This is a genomic window from uncultured Friedmanniella sp. (assembly GCF_964244005.1).
GTDB lineage: Bacteria > Actinomycetota > Actinomycetes > Propionibacteriales > Propionibacteriaceae > Microlunatus.
In genome coordinates, this window is record NZ_CAXTHG010000026.1 from 47,126 (window position 1) to 65,111 (window position 17,986).

A 17,986-nucleotide genomic window follows, 5' to 3' on the forward strand; every position below is an offset into this window, starting at 1 on the left:
CCGACTTGTCAGAAGCCAGTTGCCCTATGGGACAACTGGTGTCTGACAACTCGGTCTCCGCGCGGCTGCGCCGGCGGGCCGCCGAGGCGGGTCCGGATCCGCTGCTGACCTACTACGAGCCGGCCGTCGGCACCCGGATCGAGCTGTCGGCGACCACGCTGCTCAACTGGGTAGACAAGACCTCCCACCTGCTCGACGAGCTGGACGTGACAGCCGGCGACCGGGTGGCCCTGGTGCTGGCCGAGACCGCGCCCGGGCACTGGGTGACCGTGGTCTGGGAGCTGGCCTGCTGGCAGGTGGGCGCCGCGGTGATCGTCGGACCGGTGCTCGTGCGTCAGGGCGCGGCGACCGACGCACGGCTGCTGGTCACCGGCCCCGACTGGGTGCCGTACGCCGACGCCGGACCGGACGTCGTGGCCTGCTCGCTGCACCCGCTGGGGCTGCCGCTCGGCGGTCGACTGGCCTCGAGCGTGCTCGACTACGCCCTCGAGGTCCGGGGCCAGGCCGACCGCTACGCCCCCTCCGCCCAGCCCGCCGTGGCCCTGGCCTGGCAGGATCCCGAACGCCGGCTGAGCCAGGCCGACCTGGTCAGCGGCAGCTGGCCAACAGGCCGCCAGCTCGTCCGACCCTCGACGGCCTGGCCGACGGCCCGGGCCGCGGCCCTCGGGCCCGTGCTCGGCGGCGGCTCCGCCGTCGTGGTGGCCGGACTGGTCGCCGACGACCAGCTCGCACGGATCGCCGACCAGGAGCGCACCGCGCGCTAGCCGACTCGCGTAGCTCTCGGTCGTGGTCAGCCCTCGGGCGGCAGCGGTACGAGGTCGAGCTCAGCAAAGTCGGCGACCTCGGGAACCCACGACGACGTCACGAATCCGACGTGGGCGGGGTGCGCGTCGTAGGCCCGGTAGGCCGCCTCGTCCGCGAACGACATCGCGAACTGGAACCGGTGCGGGCTCTTCGGGCTCACCTGAGCCGACACCACGAAGTCCTCCACGCCAGGGATCGCGGAGAGCACAGTCCGGCCCTGGGTCAGGAACGCTGTCTCCTCCGCCGACCCCGGCGGGTGGACCAGCACGAACGACACGGTGTGACGGATCACCGACGACCTCCTCTGATCTGTTCCCCGACATCCTCGACCAGGGCCCCGCCCCGGACCACGGAGGGGGCAGGGCTTGCCGCCGGAGCCGCTCATCCGCCAGGCTGGCCGGATGAACGCAGGAGCCTTCGCCGAGGGACTCCACCTGGGCAGCCTGGGGGCCACGGTGGGCCTGGTCGTGCTCGACCCGACCGCGTACCTGCGCCGGGCGCCGGACTGGTCGGGCTGGGTCGCGGGCCACCAGCGGCTCGACCGGGTCATGTCCCGGCTCGCCCCACCGCTCTTCCTCACCACCGCAGCCGGTGCGGCACTGGCCGCCGCGGTGGCGGCCACCGAGCGGCGGCCGCGGCGAGCGGCGGCTCGGGCCCTGACCGCCGCGCTCGTCGGCGCCTCCATCGCGGTCACGCTCCGCGGCAACGAGCCGGTCAACGTCCAGATCCGGGACTGGCGGCCCACCGACCCACCGGCCTCGGGCTGGTCGGACACCCGCGACCGCTGGGAACGGGCCCACCGTGGCCGACGCGCCCTGCTCGCCCTCGCCGCCACCGTCTCGGTGGCGGCCTGACCGCACCGGCGGCCCTGCGGCACGAGGCACCCGGCGTCGATGACGGCTGGGTCAGCCGCGGTCGACCACGGCGACGTCGATCGGGTAGCGCATGCCCACCATGTGCACCGAGGGGCACCGGGTGATCCACAGGGCGCCCTCGATGCGGTCGGTCCCCCCGAGACCCTTGCTCCGGGTAGCCGAGGTCTCGGCCACCGCGAGCGGAGCGACGGCCCGACCGTCGCAGCGCAGCGTGAACGAACCCAGGCCGAAGACCCGATCCCCCTGGCGGCTCACCGGCTGGGACGGTCCCGCAGCACCCAGATCGCCACGGCGACGACCGTCTCGAGGGCCACGGTGATCAGCAGCCCGGGCAACAGGGTCGACACGAGCCCGGGTTGGCTGCTGGTCGAGATCCGGGCTCGGGACACGAGCACCAGCGCGACGGTCACCACGACCGAGGCGACAGCGGCGGCGGGTCTCGCGGGGGCGCTCCCGCGAAGGCCCTGGTCAGCTCGAGGGCAGCCCTCGAAGCAGCTGACGGGCCATCACGATCCGCTGCACCTGGTTGGTCCCCTCGTAGATCTGGGTGATCTTGGCGTCGCGCATCATCCGCTCGACGGGGTAGTCGCGGGTGTAGCCGTAGCCGCCGAGCAGCTGGACGGCGTCGGTGGTGACCGCCATGGCGGTGTCGGAGGCGAAGCACTTGGCCGCGGCCCCGAAGTAGGTCAGGTCGGCGTCCCCGCGCTCGGACTTGGCCGCGGCGGCGTAGGTGAGCTGCCGCGCGGCTTCCAGCTTCATGCCCATGTCGGCGATCATGAACTGCAGACCCTGGAACTCCGCGATCGCGCGGCCGAACTGCTCTCGCTCCTTGACGTAGCCCAGCGCGAAGTCGAGCGCCCCCTGGGCGATGCCGACCGCCTGGGCGGCGATGGTGATCCGGGTGTGGTCGAGGGTGCGCATCGCGGTCGCGAAGCCCGTCCCCTCGGCGCCGATGATCCGGTCGCCCGGGATCCGGACGTCGTCCAGGTAGACCTCGCAGGTCGGCGAGCCCTTGATGCCGAGCTTGCGTTCCGGCGCCCCGAACGAGACGCCCGCGTCGGACCGCTCGACCACGAACGCGCTGATCCCCTTCGACCGGGCGGTCGGGTCGGTGACGGCGAAGACGGTGTAGAAGTCCGAGACCCCCGCGTTAGTGATCCAGCGCTTCACCCCGTTGAGCACCCAGCCGTCGCCGTCCCGGACCGCGCGAGTCGTCATGCTGACCGCATCGGAACCGGCGCCCGGCTCGGAGAGGCAGTAGGAGGCCATCGCGTCGCCGCGGGCCACCGCCGGCAGATAGCGCTGCTTGAGCTCCTCACTGCCGGCCAGGATCCAGGGCAACGTGGCGAGCTTGTTCACCGCCGGGATCAGCGAGCTGGAGGCGCAGGCGCGGGCCACCTCCTCGATCACGATCACCGTCGCCAGCGCGTCGGCGCCGACGCCGCCGTAGGCCTCGGGGATGTGCGGGGCGTGGAACTCCGCCGCCCGCAGGGCCTCGAAGGACGCTTTCGGGAACTCGGCCAGCTCGTCGACCTCGGTCGCGTTCGGTGCCACCTTCTCGGTGCATACCTCCCGGACGGCGGCCCGGAAGGCGTCGTGCTCGTCGGTGAGCCGGTAGACGTCGAAGTCACTCATCGCGTCAGCGTAGCGCCGGAACCTACTCGCGGGTAACAACTCCGGACGTGGCCGGTCTTGAGGACTGCTGAACCGGTCAAGTAGCGTGCCGCGCGTGACCTCGGACCCGACCAGGACGGCGCGCCCTCAACAGACGACACCGCTGCGCCGTACCTCGCTCGATTCCGCCGCCGGCACCGCCTGGACGCTGACGGCGCTCAGCCCGGTACCCGAGGCCTGGGCGGCGGTGGGTCAGGGCGACCTCGCTGCCACCGTGCCGGGTGAGGTGCACGTCGACCTGCTGGCGGCGGGTCTGATCCCGGACCCCTTCGACGGCGCGCACGAGGCGGCGCTGGCCTGGATCGGACAGACCGACTGGGCCTACGCCACGAGCTTCTGGTGGGCGGGCGGGCTGCAGGCGCGGCACGACCTGGTCGCGGACGGTCTCGACACCCTCGCCACCGTGGTGCTGAACGGCACCGAGATCGGCCGGACGGCCAACCAGCACCGCAGTCACCGGTTCGACGTCACCGACGCTCTCGTCGAGGGCGACAACACGCTGCAGGTGCGCTTCGAGTCGCCGGTACGGGGCGCTCAGCGGCTCTCGGCCGAGCTCGGGGACCGGCCACGCGCTTACGGGCACCCCTTCAACGCGCTCCGCAAGATGGCCAGCCAGTACGGCTGGGACTGGGGCCCGGACCTCGCCGGGGTCGGCATCTGGAAGTCGATCGGGATCGAGAGCTGGAGCGACGTACGACTGGTTGCGGTGCGCCCGCTGGCCGGTCTCGACGGCGCCGACGGCGTGCTCGAGACCCACGTCGACCTCGCGTGGCTGCCGGACGCAGCCAGCGAGGTGGAGGTCACGGTCCAGGTCGGTTCCACGGTGGTGGCCGGAACGGCGGCAGTCGGGCAGTCGTCGATCGCGCTCACGGCCCGGGTGCCGGACGTCAGCCCGTGGTGGCCGGTCGGCTACGGCGACCAGCCGCTCTACGACGTCTCGGTGACCCTCGGACCGTCGGACGACGCGCTCGCCCACTGGTCCGGCCGGGTCGGGTTCCGCACCATCAGCCTGAGCACCGCGCCGGACCCGCAGGGACACGAGTTCGTGCTCGCCGTCAACGCCCGTCCCGTCTACGTCCGCGGCGCCAACTGGATCCCCGACGACGCGCTGATCACCCGGCTGACCCCGCAGACCTACCGCACCAGCATCCGCGACGCGGTCGACGCGGGGATGAACCTGCTTCGGGTCTGGGGCGGCGGGCTGTACGAGAGCGAGTCCTTCTACACGGTCTGCGACGAGCTCGGCGTGCTGGTCTGGCAGGACTTCCTCTTCGCCTGCGCCGCCTACAGCGAGGACGAGCCGTTGCGCAGCGAGGTCGAGGCCGAGGCCCGCGAGGCGGTCACCCGGCTCAGCAGCCACGCCAGCCTCGCGGTCTGGAACGGCAACAACGAGAACATCTGGGGCTTCGTCGAGTGGAACTGGCAGACCTCGCTGGCCGGCCGCAGCTGGGGCGACGGCTACTACACCGAGCTGCTGCCGGCGATCGTGGCCGAGCTCGACCCGCGCACCCCGTACACTCCCGGGTCGCCGTACTCGTTCGCCAAGTACTCCCACCCCAACGACCACCGCAGCGGCACCATGCACATCTGGGACGTCTGGAACCAGGTCGACTACACCCACTACCGCGACTACCCGGCACGCTTCGTCTCCGAGTTCGGCTTCCAGGGGCCGGCTGCGTGGTCGACGCTGACCGCGGTGGTGCACGACGAGCCGCTCGACCCGTACGGCCCGCAGATGCTGGTGCACCAGAAGGCCCACGAGGGCAACCTCAAGCTCGAACGCGGACTGGGCGACCACCTGCCGCACTGGCCGGTCGACGGGCACGGCCGAGCCGACATGGACGACTGGCACTGGCTGACCTCGCTCAACCAGGCGCGGGCGGTCGCCTACGGCATCGAGCACCTCCGCAGCTGGTACCCGCGCAACCGCGGGGCGGTGGTCTGGCAGCTCAACGACAACTGGCCCGTCGTCTCCTGGGCGGCGGTCGACAGCGCCGGGATCCGCAAGCCCCTGTGGCACGCGCTGCGCCGGGTCTACGCACCGCACCTAGCCACGCTGCAACCACGCCCTTCGACAGGCTCAGGGAACGGGGACGAAGCGTCGGTACTCACCCTGTTCGCGCACAACGACAGTGACGCAGCCTGGTCGGGAGAGCTCGCGATCACCAGGCGGGGTACGGGGCTCGGCTCGCCGGTCCTGGCGGAGCAGCGGGCAGCGTTCCACCTGGAGCCGCGGTCAGCGGTCTCGGTGGCGTTGGACGCCGACGTCCTCTCCCCCGCCGACCCGCGTGCCGAGGTCATCGCGGTGACCGCAGCCGAGATGGCGCCGGCGTACGGCTACTTCGTCGAGGACACGGCGCTGGCGCTGGTCGACGCCGACACTGCCGCCGAGGTGGTGGTCGAGCTCGCCGCCGGTGGCTGGACGGTCACCGTGACCGCCGCCGCCCTGGTCAAGGACCTGATGCTCTTCCCCGACCGGCTCGACCCGGCCGCCCGGGTCGACACCGGCCTCGTCACCTTGCTGGCCGGCGAGCAGCACACCTTCACCGTCGTCGGCGTCGCCGTGGACGAGGCGGCCCTGACCACCAAGCCGGTGCTGCGGTCGGTCAACGACCTGGTCGGACTCAGGCTGATCGATCCTGACGCGTAGTCGCGACAGGATCGATCAGCGTGACCCCCGCGTCGGTCAGACGGTGACCGCCGTGGGGTCCCAGTCCTCGGGCAGCGGCTCGGGCTTGTCGACGGTGCTCGCCACCCGGACGAACTCGCCCTGCTCGGCCGACTCGCTGATCGCGATCATGGTGTCGAGCACGTGGTAGGCCAGCGCCCCCTGGGCCCGGTGCGGCCGGTCCTCGCGGATGGCCCGGGCCATGTCCAAGGCGCCGGTGCCGCGTGAGGAGACCTCGGTCGTCTCGGCCACGACCTGCCAGTCCTCGTCGTCGCGGTGCCGCACCTTGATCTCCCCGGCGAACTGGTTCGGGTCGGGAACGAGCAGCGCGCCGTCGGTGCCGGTCACCTCGAGCAACGTCCGCGGCACGGCGGAGTCGAACGAGAAGATCATCGTGGCCGACTGACCGGACGCGTACGCCACCAGCGCTGCGTGCTGGCTGGGGACGGTCACGTCGAACACCTCACCCGCCCGCGGGCCGGAGCCGATCGTCCGGGTGTCATGGGCCTTGGCGCTGATCGCGGCCACCGAGCTGACCGCGCCGAAGAACTGCGTCAGCGCGGTCAGGTAGTACGGGCCGATGTCGAAGAGCGGGCCGGCGCCTTCGGCGAACAGGAACGCCGGGTTGGGGTGCCACGACTCCGGGCCCGGACCCTGCATGAGCACCAGGGCGTTCAGCGGCGTACCGATCACCCCCGACTCGAGCAGCCGGCGCGTCTGCTGCAGACCGGTACCGAGGAAGGTGTCCGGGGCACAGCCGACCCGCAGCCCGGCCGCGTCCGCCGCCTTGAGCAGCGCCTGGCCGCTCGCCCGGTCCAGCGACAGCGGCTTCTCGTTCCAGACGTGCTTGCCGGCGGCGACCGCCTGGCCCGCCACCTCGGCGTGGGCCACCGGGATGGTCAGGTTGATGACCAGCTCAACGTCGGGGTGGTCGAGGACGTCGGACACCTCACCGGCGACGCCCACGCCGTACTCGGCCGCCCGGGCCCGCGCCGCCTCGGGGAACAGGTCGCCGACGGCGAGCACCTCGGTGTCGCCGAACGCGGTCAGGTTGTCGAGGTAGGTCGTGCTGATCACGCCGGCGCCGATGATGCCGACGCCGACCGGTCCGGTCCGCCGGGTCGCCCCGGCCATCAGGCGCCCTGTCCCGCGAGCAGGTAGGTGCGGCTGTCCCGGACCGCGTCCAGCAGGTCGCCGGCGCTGTCGTCGAGCTCGACCACGCGCAGCGCGTTCTCGGGGCCGGCGGCGATGTAGTCCCAGACGGGCAGCGTGCCCGAACCCACCGCGACCTGCTTCTTGGTGTCCAGGCTGCCGTCGCCGTCCTTGACGTGCAGCGCGACGACCCGGTCGCCGAGCCGACCCAGCAAGGCCGGCACGTCGGCGCCGCCGGCGTTGGCCCAGTAGGTGTCGACCTCGAGCACCACTTCGGGGGCCAGGTGGTCGGCCAGCACCTCGAGCCCGTGCCGGCCCTCGACCGTGGACTGCAGCTCCCACCAATGGTTGTGGTAGCCGACCCGCAGACCGTGCTCGGCGGCCTTCTCGGCCGCTGCGTTCAGCTGGGCGGCGACCTCGCGGATGGCGTCGGCCCCCTGCCACTGCGGCTCACGCACCGCAGGCTCGATCACCGTGCCGATACCCAGCTGTTCGGCGGCCCCGAAGATCTCGTCCTGGTCGCCGGCCAACAGACCCACGTGAGCAGTAGGTGCGGTGAGCCCGTGCTTGGCCAGCGCCCCGAGGCCGTCGAGGAAGTTGACGAACTGGAAGGGCTCGACCTGGGTGTAGCCGAAGCCGGCGATGCGCTCCAGGGTGCCGTCGAAGTCCTCGGCCAAGGCGTTACGCACGGTGTAGAGCTGTACCGACAGGTCGTGCTGGGACATGATCCTCCTGGGGTGGGGGCCGGCCACGGCCGGCGCGTCAAGGTCATGTCGAACGTACCAAAACCGGTTCAGTCGCTACATTACGCATCACGATCGGCGACGGAGAGGGGGCAGGCATGTCCCGGGTCACGATCAACGACATCGCGCGCCGCTCCGGTGTGTCGAAGGGCGCGGTCTCCTACGCCCTCAACGGCCGCCCCGGCGTCTCCGACGCGACCCGCCAGCGCATCCTCGCCGTGGCCGACCAGCTGGGCTGGGCGCCCAACCGGACGGCCAGGCTGCTGTCGGGCTCGCGGACCGACTCGTTCGGGCTGATCCTCGGCCGGGACCCACGGACGCTGGCGAGCGAGCCGTTCTCCATGGAGTTCGCGGCCGGGATGGAGTCTGAGCTGGGCTCGCGAGGATACGCGCTGCTGCTGCAGGTCTGTCCCGACATGGACAGCGAGCTGGCCACCTACCGCACGTGGAGCTCCGAACGCCGGGTGGACGCGGCGGTCGTGATGGACCTGCGGGTCGACGACCGGCGACTGGCCGTGCTGCGCGAGGTCGGCCTGCCGGCGGTCCTCGTGGGTGACCCCAGCGTCACCGACGGCTTCACCACGGTCTGGACCGACGACGCCGCGGCCATGGACGAGGCCGTCGGCTATCTCGCCGGGCTCGGCCACCGCCGGCTCGCCCGGGTCACCGCGCTGGGCGACCTGAGCCACGTCCGGATCCGCAACGCGGCCTTCCTCGCCGCCTCCGAACGGCACTCGGTCGGCGGGCTCACGGTCGAGGGGCGGATCGTCGACGCCGACTTGTCCGCCGCGGCCGGCCGGAGCGCCACCCGGGCGCTGCTGGAGGGGCCGGACCGACCGACCGCGATCCTGTTCGACAACGACCTGATGGCGGTAGCCGCGCTCGCCGCGCTGGCCGAGCTGGGGGTCGCCGTGCCCGGGCAGGTCAGCGTGCTGGCCTGGGACGACTCGCCGCTCTGCGAGATCACCCACCCGCGGCTCTCGGCGATGAGCCACAACGTGGTGAGCTTCGGCGCCCACGTCGGCCGCCGGCTCTTCGGCCTCATCGACGGAGCCCCGCCGGGTGCCTACCTGGACTCCACCCCCGCGTTGCGGGTCCGCGCCAGCACCGCTCCGCCGCCGCCGTCCTGACGGGTGTCCGGAGGTAGCCATTCCCCCACCAGGTTCGCCACGATGAGAGTGGCGCCCTCGGGGTCCCAGAGGAGGACGTTGCTGGCCTGAGTCAGGGCGACCAGGGCGGTCATCGCGGCCGGGCTGGGCTGCAGCTCGTACCGCTCCCCGTCCGCGGTGACCACCAGCAGTCCGAAGCGGCCGTCTCCGCCCTCGGTGCCGGCGTCCCAGTTCGCGTTGACGAACTCCACCCGCTGCGTCGACCCGCTCGCTCCCGCCACCGCACCATCCTCGCGCGGGTGCGGTGTCAGGCAGGTCCGGGGTGGACCGTCGACTCCCCGAGCAGCTGCCGGGCCAGCAGGGTGCCGGCGGCGGTGGCGACCGGGAAGACCACGACCCCCAGGAACGGTACGGACAGCAGCAGGAAGGTCGGGACGCAGAGGCCGAGCACCCGCAGCCGGCGGCCGCGCATCAGCTCGCGCCGGCCGCGCAGGGTGAGCACGCCGCGGCGTTCGAGAGCCGAGCCGACCAGCTCGATCCCGAGCAGCCAGCCACCGACGAGAGCCGAGACGACCGGGACCACGGTCTGCCCGACCACCGGCAGGAAGCCGGCAGCGAAGAGCAGCACCGCAGCCAGGGCGGACACCGCGATCAGCGCGACCGACTGCCGGACGGCGCGGCCGGCGGACCGCAGCAGCCGGTCCTGCTCGGCGGCCGGAGACTCAGCCCGACCGGGGAGCTCCGCGTCCACGTGCTCCGAGATCAGGTCGTACAGCGGGGCCCCCAGCGCGAGCGTGAGGGTGGTGAAGGTCAGCACCATCACCAACACCGACGCGGCCACCAGGGCGAGACCGACGAGCAGCTCGACCAGCGACCGGACGCCCGCCGACCAGGCGGCCGCGAACGGCGTCAGCGCAGGCAGCCAGGCGTCCAGGTGGGTCAGCAGCACCACGAGGACGACGGTGAACACGATCGAGGTGACCAGCGGCGGCAGCGCCCCCAGCAGGAACAGCCGGGGTCGGCGCGCGACGAGGCCCAGTCCGCGGCCGAGCAGCCCGACGCCGCCGGCGAGCTCAGCCGCGGCTCCGCCGATCGGCTCAGCCGTCGTGGGCGCCGTCACGGACCCGCTGTCCCTTGGCCTCAGCCGTCGCCCGCAGCTGGTCCTGGAACTCGACCATGGCCGCGGCCAGGGCCGGGTCGCCCGCGGCGAGGATGCGGACGGCCAGCAGACCGGCGTTGCGGGCGCCCCCGATCGAGACGGTGGCCACCGGTACGCCGGCCGGCATCTGCACGATGGAGAGCAGGGAGTCCATCCCGTCCAGGTGCTTCAGCGGCACCGGCACCCCGACCACGGGCAGCGGCGTCACGGCGGCCAGCATCCCCGGCAGGTGGGCCGCACCGCCGGCCCCGGCGATGATCACCCGCAGCCCCCGCTCGTAGGCCGACCGCCCGTAGCTGATCATCGCCTCCGGCATCCGATGGGCGGAAACCACGTCGGCCTCGTACGCCACGCCGAACTCGGCGCACACGGCCGCGGCCGCGCTCATCACCGGCCAGTCGGAGTCGGACCCCATCACGATCCCGACCCGTGCGGTCGAGCCAGGGGTCTCAGGCATCCGGGTCTCCCATCAGGTAGGCGGCGGCGTGTCGGGCGCGGGTGCGCGTCTCGGCGAGGTCGTCGCCGTAGGCGGTGACGTGCCCGACCTTGCGACCGGGGCGAACGGACTTGCCGTAGAGCTGCACCTGCAGTCGTCGGTCGCGGGCGAAACAGTGCAGCAACGCCGAGGGCAGGTCCTCGACCGTCCCGCCGAGCACGTTGGCCATCACCGTCCAGGGCGCCCGGGCCGCCGGGTCGCCGAGCGGCAGGTCGAGCACCGCGCGCAGGTGGTTGTCGAACTGGGAGGTGTGCGCGCCGCCGAGGCTCCAGTGGCCGGTGTTGTGCGGCCGCATGGCCAGCTCGTTCACCACCACCGAGCCGTCGCGGCGCTGCATCAGCTCGACCGCGAGCAGGCCGACGACCTCGAGCTCGTGGGCGACGGTGAGGGCCAGCAGCTCGGCGGCCACGGCCTGGTCGGGGTCGAGCCCCGGGGCCGGGGTGACCGTCTCGACGCAGACGCCGTTACGCTGCACCGACTCCGAGACGGGGTAGGCCACCGCCTGTCCCGAGGGGGAACGGGCCACGATCGCGCTCAGCTCACGGGCGAAGTCGACGAACTCCTCGGCCACGATCTGGATCCCGGGGCCGAGGTCGGCGAACGGCTCGGCGGCCTCGGCGGCCGACTCGAGCTTCCAGACCCCATGCCCGTCGTAGCCGCCGCGGGAGGTCTTCGCGATCACCGGCCAGCCCTGCTCGTCGCCGAACGCGACCAGCGCCGCGACGTCAGCCACCACCCGGTACGCCGGGCAGGGCAGGCCGAGCGCGCTCAGCCGTTCCCTCATCACCGCCTTGTCCTGGGCGTGCAGCAGGGCCTGCGGCCCCGGCCGGACGACGACGCCCAAGTCCTCCAGCTCGCGCAGCAGGCCGCCCGGCACGTGCTCGTGGTCGAAGGTGATGACGTCGCAGGTCGCGGCTAAGGCCCGTACGGTCGCCGGGTCGGTGTAGTCGCCGACGGTGACCTGGTGCACCACCCCGGCGGCGGAGACGTCCGGCCCCTCGGCCAGCAGGTGCACCTCGACGCCGAGCCCGATCGAGGCGCCGTACATCATCCGGGCCAGCTGGCCGCCGCCGATGATGCCGACCACGAAGGGGCGCGGGCTCTGGTCAGCGGTGGAGGTCACGGTGCGGAAGCCTAACGAACCCCGGCCAGGCCCGGCCGCCACGCTCAGCGGAGCCGGAAGATGACCGCCCGCTGCACCACGAAGTTCACGGTGGTGGCGACCCCCTGGGCGATCACGAACGCGACGACCTGGACGGCCAGCCGACCGAGTCCGGCGTCGACGAGCCGGCCGAACAGCAGGCTGAACAGTCCGACCTGCAGGGCGAACGTCACCGCGTACAAGACCACGACGGCGGTGAATCGGCGGCGGGAGGGTTCGGCGCGGAAGGTCCAGCGCCGGTTGACCAGGTACGCGGTGGTCGTGCCCGCCACGAAGGACAGGGCTTTGGCGGGGGTGTGCCCGAGTCCGGCGGCCATCAGCGCCACCAGCAGGCCGAAGTCCACGACCGCGGAAAGGGCACCCACGAGGACGAACCGGACCAGCTGGGTGTGCAGCGCCATCGGCGAGGAGCGCTCGGTCAGCGGCAGCTCGACCGGCGCCGGAAGCTCAGCCACGCGGGTCCGGCCAGGCCTGCTCCGACCAGTACGACCCGGACCCGTGCTGCCCTGACCCTGACTGATCTGACCAGGACTGGTCTGGCCAGGACGAGTCGCGCCCGCCGAGGAGCAGGTCGGTCATCGTCTGGTGCACGTGCTCCACCTCGGGGACGTCGACCAGCACGATCGTGCCGCCCTCGGCCGCGGTCTGCACGACCAGCGTGCCGCAGCCGAACAGCCGGTCGGTCAGACCCCGCTCGGAGGAGACGTCGTTGACCCGGCTGAGCGGCAGGTCGTGGCTGCGTCGGTTGAGGATCCCCGAACGGGTGACGAGCCGACGGGTAGTGAGGGTGTAGGTCGTCGTCCGCCAGCGCAGGAAGGGGATCAGGGACCACCACACCACGAGCAGCAGCCCGACGGCGAGGATCGCCAGCTGGCCGACGGGCCGGGCCGAGCCGGGGATCAGCGCCGCCCCAGCCCCGACGCCCGCCCCGACGAGCACGAAGGCCGCTCCCGGCAGCACGAGGGCTTTCCCGTGCGTCCGGGTGTGCAGCACTTCCTGCTCATCGGCCCCGAGGAGCTTGGCTGGCAGTCCCATCACCCCAGCGTGCCACAGGCCTGGTCCTCCTCGCGCTCGCTCGCGCCCTCCAGACCCTGTCTTCCCCACGCACAGCAGAGCCCGCCACGGTGGCGCCCTCGTGAGGTCGCTGCCCAAGGCGGGCTTCGCTGCTTGCTCCTCCAGATAGGGCCCGGGCGCCAGCTACCCGACGCTTGGAGAGGTAGCTGTGGTCACGATGGCGGGCCGCCCGCCCTTGTCAATCCCCGCCCTCTTCGGACTCCAGCTCGGCCTCGAGCTTGCGGTCGGCCACCACGTTGAGGCTCGGCGCGGTCCGGACCCTCTTGGTCCAGTCCTTGCGGATGTAGATGAAGTTGGCCGCGTACGCGTTGTAGGTGGCGCTGCTGATCACCCGCATGATCAGCTCGTTGTTGGTCAGGGTGGCCAGGCCGGTGAAGTTGGCCGACCCCGTGTAGACCAGCTTGGAGCTCTTGTCGCCCCGCCAGACGCCGTTGATCATGATCGCCTTGTGGTGCATGTACTTGTCGTGCTTGCCGTTGTGGTTGGTGTCGATGCCGGCGTTGTAGACCTTGACCTTGCCGTACTTGGTGTTGTGCAGCAGCTCGCGCCGGATCGACGTCCCCGTCTTGAAGTTGTTCAGGATGACCTGGACGTTGCAGCCCTGACCCTTCAGCTTGACCAGCTGCTTGGCGATGTCGAGCCGCTTGACGCTCCAGCCCCACTGCTCCACCCGCACGATGGTGCGGCGGTCGGCGTCGCCGTAGCCCTTGGCCGCGCCCTTGCACTTCACGGCGCGCAGCGCGGCGAGCGGGACGATCTTGTTCGAGTTCGCGCCCGCCACCTGGGGGTAGAAGAACAAGGTGGTGTTCCCGCTGGTGGTGGTCCGGTAGTAGTTGGGCTGGTCCTTGTCCTTGACCATGTCGTCGAAGTACCTGCTCAACGAGGCGTAGATGACCTTGTCGCCGACGATCGTGTGCTGGTTGTTCCAGCTGGTGCTGGAGTTCCCGGTGTAGAGGTTCGCCGAGCTGATCATGGAGACCCAGGTCGACGCGCCCGACTGGGAGAACAGGTAGAACTTCGCGTGCATGACGCCCGGCTGGCTGGACATGCAGCCGTTCGTGCACCGGGTGACGAAGCTCTGCTTCTTCTTGTTGGTCCCGATCTCCCTACGGACGCGCAGGGTCTGCCGCGACATCGGGCTGTCGTCGATGAGCAGCTGGACGTGCACGCCGCGCCGGTAAGCCTCGATCAGCCTCTTGGCCGGGTCCGGCAGGTCGAAGAGATAGTTGGCGACCCGGATCGTCGAGCCCTTCGGCGCGTTGTCGACCGCCTTGATGACCTCGGTGACGATCCGCATCCGGGCGGCCTTGCTGCCGGTCGGGTCGTTGAAGGTCAGCGCCGGCTTGATCTTGAAGGCCGGCGTGCTGACCTGCGGGACCACCTTCGCTGCCGTGGCGGGGGTCGCCGCCGACGACAGCGGCAGCGCGAGCGCGAGAGTCACGCTCAGCAGCAGAGGGATCAGTCGGAGCGGTCGTTGCACGGTGTTGCCCTTCGGTCCTCGGTTTGTCGGTCGTCCACGGAATGGTTCGACCACACGTCTCGCGGACGCCGCACCCCCCGGTCATGGGAGGGTACCCCGCATCTCGGGGATAGTTCGTGCTCTCCACAGGATCGGCACCGGGCCGTTACCTGAGGTGGACGACGTCCCCGGCACTGAACGTGCGCAGGCCGGTCGCTGTCCGCACGACCAGACGACCGTCGTGGTCGACCGCCTCCGCCTGCCCTTCGACCTCGACGTCGTCAGGCAGCAGCACCTTGACCTGCCGGCCGATCGTGGCGCAGCGCTTGAGGTAGGAGGCAGCGAACAGGCTGTCGTCGTCGAGCACCTCCCAGCGGGAGTAGATCAGGTCGAACGCCGCCAGGATCGTCGCGATCAGCAGGTTGCGCGACGGCGGCCGCTCCCCCGGTCCGCGTTCGGCGGCGAGCAGGGCGAGCGAGGTTGCGCTGGGAACGGGCAGCTCGTCGGCGCTCAGCCACACGTTCAGCCCGAGGCCCACGACGCAGGCGGGACCGGTCGGAGTCTCGACCCGTTCGGCCAGGATCCCGCACAGCTTGCGCTCGGCCACGAGCACGTCGTTGGGCCACTTCAGCTCCGCCGGCACGTCGGCCGCGCGGCGGACGCCCTCCACCACGGCGAGCCCGGCCAGCAGCGGCAGCCAGCTCCAGCGAGCCGGGTCCACCCCGTCGGGTCTCAGCAGTACCGACAGCGCGATCCCGGTGCCCCGCGGCGCGACCCAGGTCCGGCCCTGCCGACCTCGGCCGGCGTCCTGGAAGTCCGTCACCAGCACCGACCCCGACGCCGCCCCCCGCCGGGCGCGGTCGGCGAGGTCTGCGTTGGTGGAGCCGGTCCGGTCCACCACGTCGACCGCCTGCCACAGTCCACCCGGGCGGAGCAGCTCGCGTCGGAGGACGTCGACGTCGAGGTGGTCACCGCTCAGCACGCAGCCGACCTTAGTGGTCCGGGGCCGGGGGCCGAAGTCGTTAGGGTGCGCCTATGGACGCTCGCAACCCCACCCTCGACACCCACCCCCCGGACATCCACACCACCGCCGGCAAGCTCGCCGACCTGGACGAGCGGATCGAGCAGGCGGTGCACGCCGGTACGGCGGCGGCGGTGGAGAAGCAGCACGCCAAGGGCAAGCACACCGCCCGCGAGCGGATCGAGCTGCTGCTGGACCTCGGATCCTTCACCGAGCTGGACGAGTTTGCCCGGCACCGCTCCACCGCCTTCGGGATGGAGGCCCGGCGGCCGTACGGCGACGGCGTGGTGACCGGCTTCGGCACCATCGACGACCGCCCGGTCTGCGTGTTCAGCCAGGACGTCACGGTCTTCGGCGGCAGCCTCGGTCAGGTGTACGGGGAAAAGATCGTCAAGATCATCGACTTCGCCCTCAAGACCGGCTGCCCGCTGATCGGGCTGAACGAGGGCGGCGGCGCCCGGATCCAGGAGGGCGTGGTCTCCCTCGGCCTGTACGGGGAGATCTTCCGCCGCAACACCCACGCCAGCGGGGTGATCCCGCAGATCTCGTTGATCATGGGGGCGGCGGCGGGGGGTCACGTCTACTCTCCTGCCCTGACCGACTTCATCGTGATGGTGGACAAGACCTCGCAGATGTTCATCACCGGACCGGACGTGATCAAGACCGTCACCGGTGAGGACGTGACGATGGAGGAGCTCGGCGGCGGTCGGACGCACAACACCAAGTCCGGGAACGCGCACTACCTGGCCTCGGACGAGACGGACGCGATCGAGTACGTGAAGACCTTGATCAGCTTCCTGCCCCAGAACAACCTCGAGGAGCCGCCCGCCTTTGCGGCCGGCGTCTCACTGGAGGTGACCGACGATGATCGTGCTCTGGACACGCTGATCCCGGACTCCCCCAACCAGCCGTACGACATCCACGAGGTGATCGGCCGGGTCCTCGACGACGGGGACTTCCTCGAGGTGCAGGCGTTGTTCGCCCCCAACATCGTGATCGGCTTCGGCCGGATCGACGGCCGCTCCGTCGGGGTCGTGGCCAACCAGCCGCTGCACTTCGCCGGCTGCCTGGACATCGACGCCTCCGAGAAGGCCGCCCGCTTCGTCCGCACCTGCGACGCCTTCAACGTGCCCGTCATCACCTTCGTCGACGTGCCCGGTTTCCTGCCGGGCACCGACCAGGAGTGGAACGGCATCATCCGCCGCGGCGCGAAGCTGATCTACGCCTACGCCGAAGCCACGGTGCCCCTGGTCACGGTGATCACCCGCAAGGCCTACGGCGGCGCGTACGACGTGATGGGCTCCAAGCACCTGGGTGCCGACTTCAACCTGGCCTGGCCGACCGCCCAGATCGCGGTGATGGGCGCCCAGGGTGCGGTCAACATCCTCTACCGGCGCGAGTTGGCCGACCATCCCGACGCCGACGCCCGCCGCGCCGAGCTGATCACCGAGTACGACGACGAGCTGGCCAACCCCTACATCGCGGCCGAGCGCGGCTACGTCGACGCCGTCATCTCCCCGCACGAGACCCGGGTCGAGATCACCCGGGTGCTGCGGCTGCTGCGCACCAAGCGGCAGACGCTGCCGCCGAAGAAGCACGGGAACATCCCCCTGTGAGCAGCGTGGGTGGGGTGAGCGAGCAGGACCCGGTGCTGCAGGTGGTGGCGGGGACGCCGACCGACGAGGAGCTAGCCGCGGTGCTGGTGGCGCTGCAGAGCGTCACCACCCCCGAAGCTGAACGGCCGACCCCCGAGCCGTCCCGGTGGGCCGCCCCCTGGCGGTCGGTGCACGCGCCGGTCCATCCCGGCCCCGGCGCCTGGGTCGCGTCCGGCCGCCCGAGCTGACCACGCGTCGTCGCCTACGGTGAGGCGACGCGGCCGCCTCCCCGGCGGCCCGAGGAGAGGTACCTGATGAGCGCAGTCGATGAGATCATGCAGCAGATCCCCCTGGCGCAGCTGGCCAGCCAGCTCGGCACGGACGAACCGACGGCGAGCGCCGCGGTGCAGCAGGCCCTGCCGGCGCTGCTGGGTGGCCTGCACGCCAACGCTCAGGACCCAGCCGGCGAGGCCTCACTCGTTGGTGCGCTCGGCACCCACTCGGCCGGCCTGATCGAGGGAGGCGTCGACCTCGGCCAGGTCGACCCCGCGGACGGGCAGAAGATCGTCGGCAACATCTTCGGTGGTCATGCCGACGGGGTGGCTCAGACGCTCGGCGCCAACCTCGGCGGCGGCGACCAGAGCGACCTGGTGCGTCGGCTGCTGCCGTTGCTCGCCCCGATCGTCATGTCCTACCTGGCCAAGCGGATGAGCGGCAGCGCAGGCGTCGGCGGCCTGCTCGGCTCGCTGCTCGGCGGGGCGGCCGGCGGTGGGGCCGGGAATGGCGGCATCGGCGACCTGCTGGGCGGGATGCTCGGTGACGGTCAGCAGGCCCCGGGCGCCGGTGGCATCGGTGACCTGCTGGGTGGGCTGCTGGGCGGCGGTCGCCGCTGACCCTCCCTGAAAATCGACCCCGAGAACGGCTCTGAGGGCCCGATCATGGCCTCAGATTCAAGGAATTGGTGCAACACCTGACTGAGAGGTGTTGATCATGAG

General features: G+C 71.5%; 21 protein-coding genes. 7 read left to right on the plus strand and 14 right to left on the minus strand.

Annotation, left to right across the window (positions count from 1 at the left end; translation table 11 throughout):
• The first annotated feature begins 38 nt into the window (after positions 1–38).
• Entirely contained in the window at positions 39–764 is a 726-nt protein-coding gene (locus ACFE76_RS15740) for a TIGR03089 family protein (RefSeq protein ID WP_375432717.1), read from the plus strand.
• Between the two features lie 26 nt (positions 765–790).
• Here the strand turns inward: ACFE76_RS15740 and ACFE76_RS15745 are convergent, their stop codons facing one another.
• Complete coding sequence (locus ACFE76_RS15745) at positions 791–1,096, minus strand: Dabb family protein (RefSeq protein ID WP_375432718.1); 306 nt, start codon at positions 1,094–1,096, stop codon at positions 791–793.
• Positions 1,097–1,205: 109 nt separating this feature from the next.
• On the opposite strand from ACFE76_RS15745, the gene ACFE76_RS15750 reads away from it, so the two are divergent.
• On the plus strand, positions 1,206–1,658 hold the full coding sequence (locus tag ACFE76_RS15750) for an anthrone oxygenase family protein (RefSeq protein ID WP_375432719.1): 453 nt from the start codon (positions 1,206–1,208) through the stop codon (positions 1,656–1,658).
• 51 nt (positions 1,659–1,709) lie between these two features.
• Here ACFE76_RS15750 and ACFE76_RS15755 read toward each other — a convergent pair whose 3' ends face one another.
• Genes ACFE76_RS15755 through ACFE76_RS15765 form a run of 3 tightly spaced genes read right to left on the minus strand, consistent with a single transcriptional unit; the run spans position 1,710 to position 3,314 of the window.
• Positions 1,710–1,934, minus strand: coding sequence for a hypothetical protein (locus tag ACFE76_RS15755; RefSeq protein WP_375432720.1), 225 nt, complete (start codon positions 1,932–1,934; stop codon positions 1,710–1,712).
• Positions 1,931–2,089, minus strand: coding sequence for a hypothetical protein (locus ACFE76_RS15760; RefSeq protein WP_375432721.1), 159 nt, complete (start codon positions 2,087–2,089; stop codon positions 1,931–1,933). The genes ACFE76_RS15755 and ACFE76_RS15760 overlap by 4 nt, the downstream gene beginning before the upstream one ends.
• Positions 2,090–2,147: 58 nt before the next feature.
• Complete coding sequence (locus tag ACFE76_RS15765; protein WP_375432722.1) at positions 2,148–3,314, minus strand: acyl-CoA dehydrogenase family protein; 1,167 nt, start codon at positions 3,312–3,314, stop codon at positions 2,148–2,150.
• Positions 3,315–3,408: 94 nt separating this feature from the next.
• Between ACFE76_RS15765 and ACFE76_RS15770 the strand changes: the two genes are divergently transcribed.
• The gene (locus ACFE76_RS15770) at positions 3,409–6,003 is read left to right on the plus strand and encodes a glycoside hydrolase family 2 protein (protein ID WP_375432723.1); all 2,595 of its coding nucleotides are present in this window, start codon (positions 3,409–3,411) and stop codon (positions 6,001–6,003) included.
• A 36-nt stretch (positions 6,004–6,039) separates the two neighbouring features.
• Here ACFE76_RS15770 and ACFE76_RS15775 read toward each other — a convergent pair whose 3' ends face one another.
• Both ACFE76_RS15775 and ACFE76_RS15780 read right to left on the minus strand, forming a co-directional pair.
• Positions 6,040–7,155: a Gfo/Idh/MocA family protein gene (locus ACFE76_RS15775; RefSeq protein ID WP_375432724.1), complete on the minus strand. Its 1,116-nt coding sequence runs from the start codon at positions 7,153–7,155 to the stop codon at positions 6,040–6,042.
• Positions 7,155–7,898, minus strand: coding sequence for a sugar phosphate isomerase/epimerase family protein (locus ACFE76_RS15780; RefSeq protein WP_375432725.1), 744 nt, complete (start codon positions 7,896–7,898; stop codon positions 7,155–7,157). The genes ACFE76_RS15775 and ACFE76_RS15780 overlap by 1 nt, the downstream gene beginning before the upstream one ends.
• 116 nt (positions 7,899–8,014) lie before the next feature.
• On the opposite strand from ACFE76_RS15780, the gene ACFE76_RS15785 reads away from it, so the two are divergent.
• Positions 8,015–9,046: a LacI family DNA-binding transcriptional regulator gene (locus ACFE76_RS15785; RefSeq protein ID WP_375432726.1), complete on the plus strand. Its 1,032-nt coding sequence runs from the start codon at positions 8,015–8,017 to the stop codon at positions 9,044–9,046.
• Here ACFE76_RS15785 and ACFE76_RS15790 read toward each other — a convergent pair.
• From ACFE76_RS15790 to ACFE76_RS15825, 8 genes are all read right to left on the minus strand, one after another.
• Positions 8,983–9,306, minus strand: coding sequence for a hypothetical protein (locus tag ACFE76_RS15790; protein ID WP_375432727.1), 324 nt, complete (start codon positions 9,304–9,306; stop codon positions 8,983–8,985). The two genes, ACFE76_RS15785 and ACFE76_RS15790, sit on opposite strands and share 64 nt — an antisense overlap.
• Before the next feature lie 26 nt (positions 9,307–9,332).
• The gene (locus ACFE76_RS15795) at positions 9,333–10,145 is read right to left on the minus strand and encodes an EI24 domain-containing protein (RefSeq protein WP_375432728.1); all 813 of its coding nucleotides are present in this window, start codon (positions 10,143–10,145) and stop codon (positions 9,333–9,335) included.
• Complete coding sequence (purE, locus tag ACFE76_RS15800) at positions 10,123–10,641, minus strand: 5-(carboxyamino)imidazole ribonucleotide mutase (RefSeq protein ID WP_375432729.1); 519 nt, start codon at positions 10,639–10,641, stop codon at positions 10,123–10,125. Before purE ends, ACFE76_RS15795 begins: the two co-directional genes overlap by 23 nt.
• Positions 10,634–11,803: a 5-(carboxyamino)imidazole ribonucleotide synthase gene (locus ACFE76_RS15805; protein ID WP_375432730.1), complete on the minus strand. Its 1,170-nt coding sequence runs from the start codon at positions 11,801–11,803 to the stop codon at positions 10,634–10,636. The genes purE and ACFE76_RS15805 overlap by 8 nt, the downstream gene beginning before the upstream one ends.
• A gap of 44 nt (positions 11,804–11,847) precedes the next feature.
• Positions 11,848–12,297 (minus strand): GtrA family protein, encoded by a 450-nt coding sequence (locus ACFE76_RS15810; protein WP_375432731.1) that lies wholly within the window; start codon positions 12,295–12,297, stop codon positions 11,848–11,850.
• Positions 12,290–12,877, minus strand: coding sequence for a PH domain-containing protein (locus ACFE76_RS15815; protein WP_375432732.1), 588 nt, complete (start codon positions 12,875–12,877; stop codon positions 12,290–12,292). The genes ACFE76_RS15810 and ACFE76_RS15815 overlap by 8 nt, the downstream gene beginning before the upstream one ends.
• Positions 12,878–13,094: 217 nt before the next feature.
• Entirely contained in the window at positions 13,095–14,357 is a 1,263-nt protein-coding gene (locus ACFE76_RS15820; RefSeq protein WP_375432733.1) for a phospholipase D-like domain-containing protein, read from the minus strand.
• Positions 14,358–14,541: 184 nt separating this feature from the next.
• Positions 14,542–15,357: a biotin--[acetyl-CoA-carboxylase] ligase gene (locus tag ACFE76_RS15825; protein ID WP_375432734.1), complete on the minus strand. Its 816-nt coding sequence runs from the start codon at positions 15,355–15,357 to the stop codon at positions 14,542–14,544.
• Positions 15,358–15,410: 53 nt separating this feature from the next.
• Here ACFE76_RS15825 and ACFE76_RS15830 point away from each other — a divergent pair, with 53 nt between their 5' ends.
• The 3 genes from ACFE76_RS15830 (at position 15,411) to ACFE76_RS15840 (ending at position 17,884) form a co-directional block, all read left to right on the plus strand.
• Positions 15,411–17,012: an acyl-CoA carboxylase subunit beta gene (locus ACFE76_RS15830; RefSeq protein ID WP_375432735.1), complete on the plus strand. Its 1,602-nt coding sequence runs from the start codon at positions 15,411–15,413 to the stop codon at positions 17,010–17,012.
• A complete protein-coding gene (locus tag ACFE76_RS15835; RefSeq protein ID WP_375432736.1) occupies positions 17,009–17,239 on the plus strand; it encodes an acyl-CoA carboxylase subunit epsilon in 231 nt (76 codons plus the stop codon). The genes ACFE76_RS15830 and ACFE76_RS15835 overlap by 4 nt, the downstream gene beginning before the upstream one ends.
• 66 nt (positions 17,240–17,305) lie before the next feature.
• Complete coding sequence (locus ACFE76_RS15840) at positions 17,306–17,884, plus strand: DUF937 domain-containing protein (protein WP_375432737.1); 579 nt, start codon at positions 17,306–17,308, stop codon at positions 17,882–17,884.
• The last annotated feature ends 102 nt before the right edge of the window (positions 17,885–17,986 follow it).

Bases quoted from the DNA above. Each gene is read 5' to 3' on its own strand.
- ACFE76_RS15775 (WP_375432724.1), bottom strand. From the start codon at position 7,155: ATGGCCGGGGCGACCCGGCGGACCGGACCGGTCGGCGTCGGCATCATC.
- ACFE76_RS15840 (WP_375432737.1), top strand. From the start codon at position 17,306: ATGAGCGCAGTCGATGAGATCATGCAGCAGATCCCCCTGGCGCAGCTG.
- ACFE76_RS15830 (WP_375432735.1), top strand. From the start codon at position 15,411: ATGGACGCTCGCAACCCCACCCTCGACACCCACCCCCCGGACATCCAC.
- ACFE76_RS15765 (WP_375432722.1), bottom strand. From the start codon at position 3,314: ATGAGTGACTTCGACGTCTACCGGCTCACCGACGAGCACGACGCCTTC.
- ACFE76_RS15815 (WP_375432732.1), bottom strand. From the start codon at position 12,877: ATGGGACTGCCAGCCAAGCTCCTCGGGGCCGATGAGCAGGAAGTGCTG.
- ACFE76_RS15750 (WP_375432719.1), top strand. From the start codon at position 1,206: ATGAACGCAGGAGCCTTCGCCGAGGGACTCCACCTGGGCAGCCTGGGG.
- ACFE76_RS15785 (WP_375432726.1), top strand. From the start codon at position 8,015: ATGTCCCGGGTCACGATCAACGACATCGCGCGCCGCTCCGGTGTGTCG.
- ACFE76_RS15780 (WP_375432725.1), bottom strand. From the start codon at position 7,898: ATGTCCCAGCACGACCTGTCGGTACAGCTCTACACCGTGCGTAACGCC.
- purE (WP_375432729.1), bottom strand. From the start codon at position 10,641: ATGCCTGAGACCCCTGGCTCGACCGCACGGGTCGGGATCGTGATGGGG.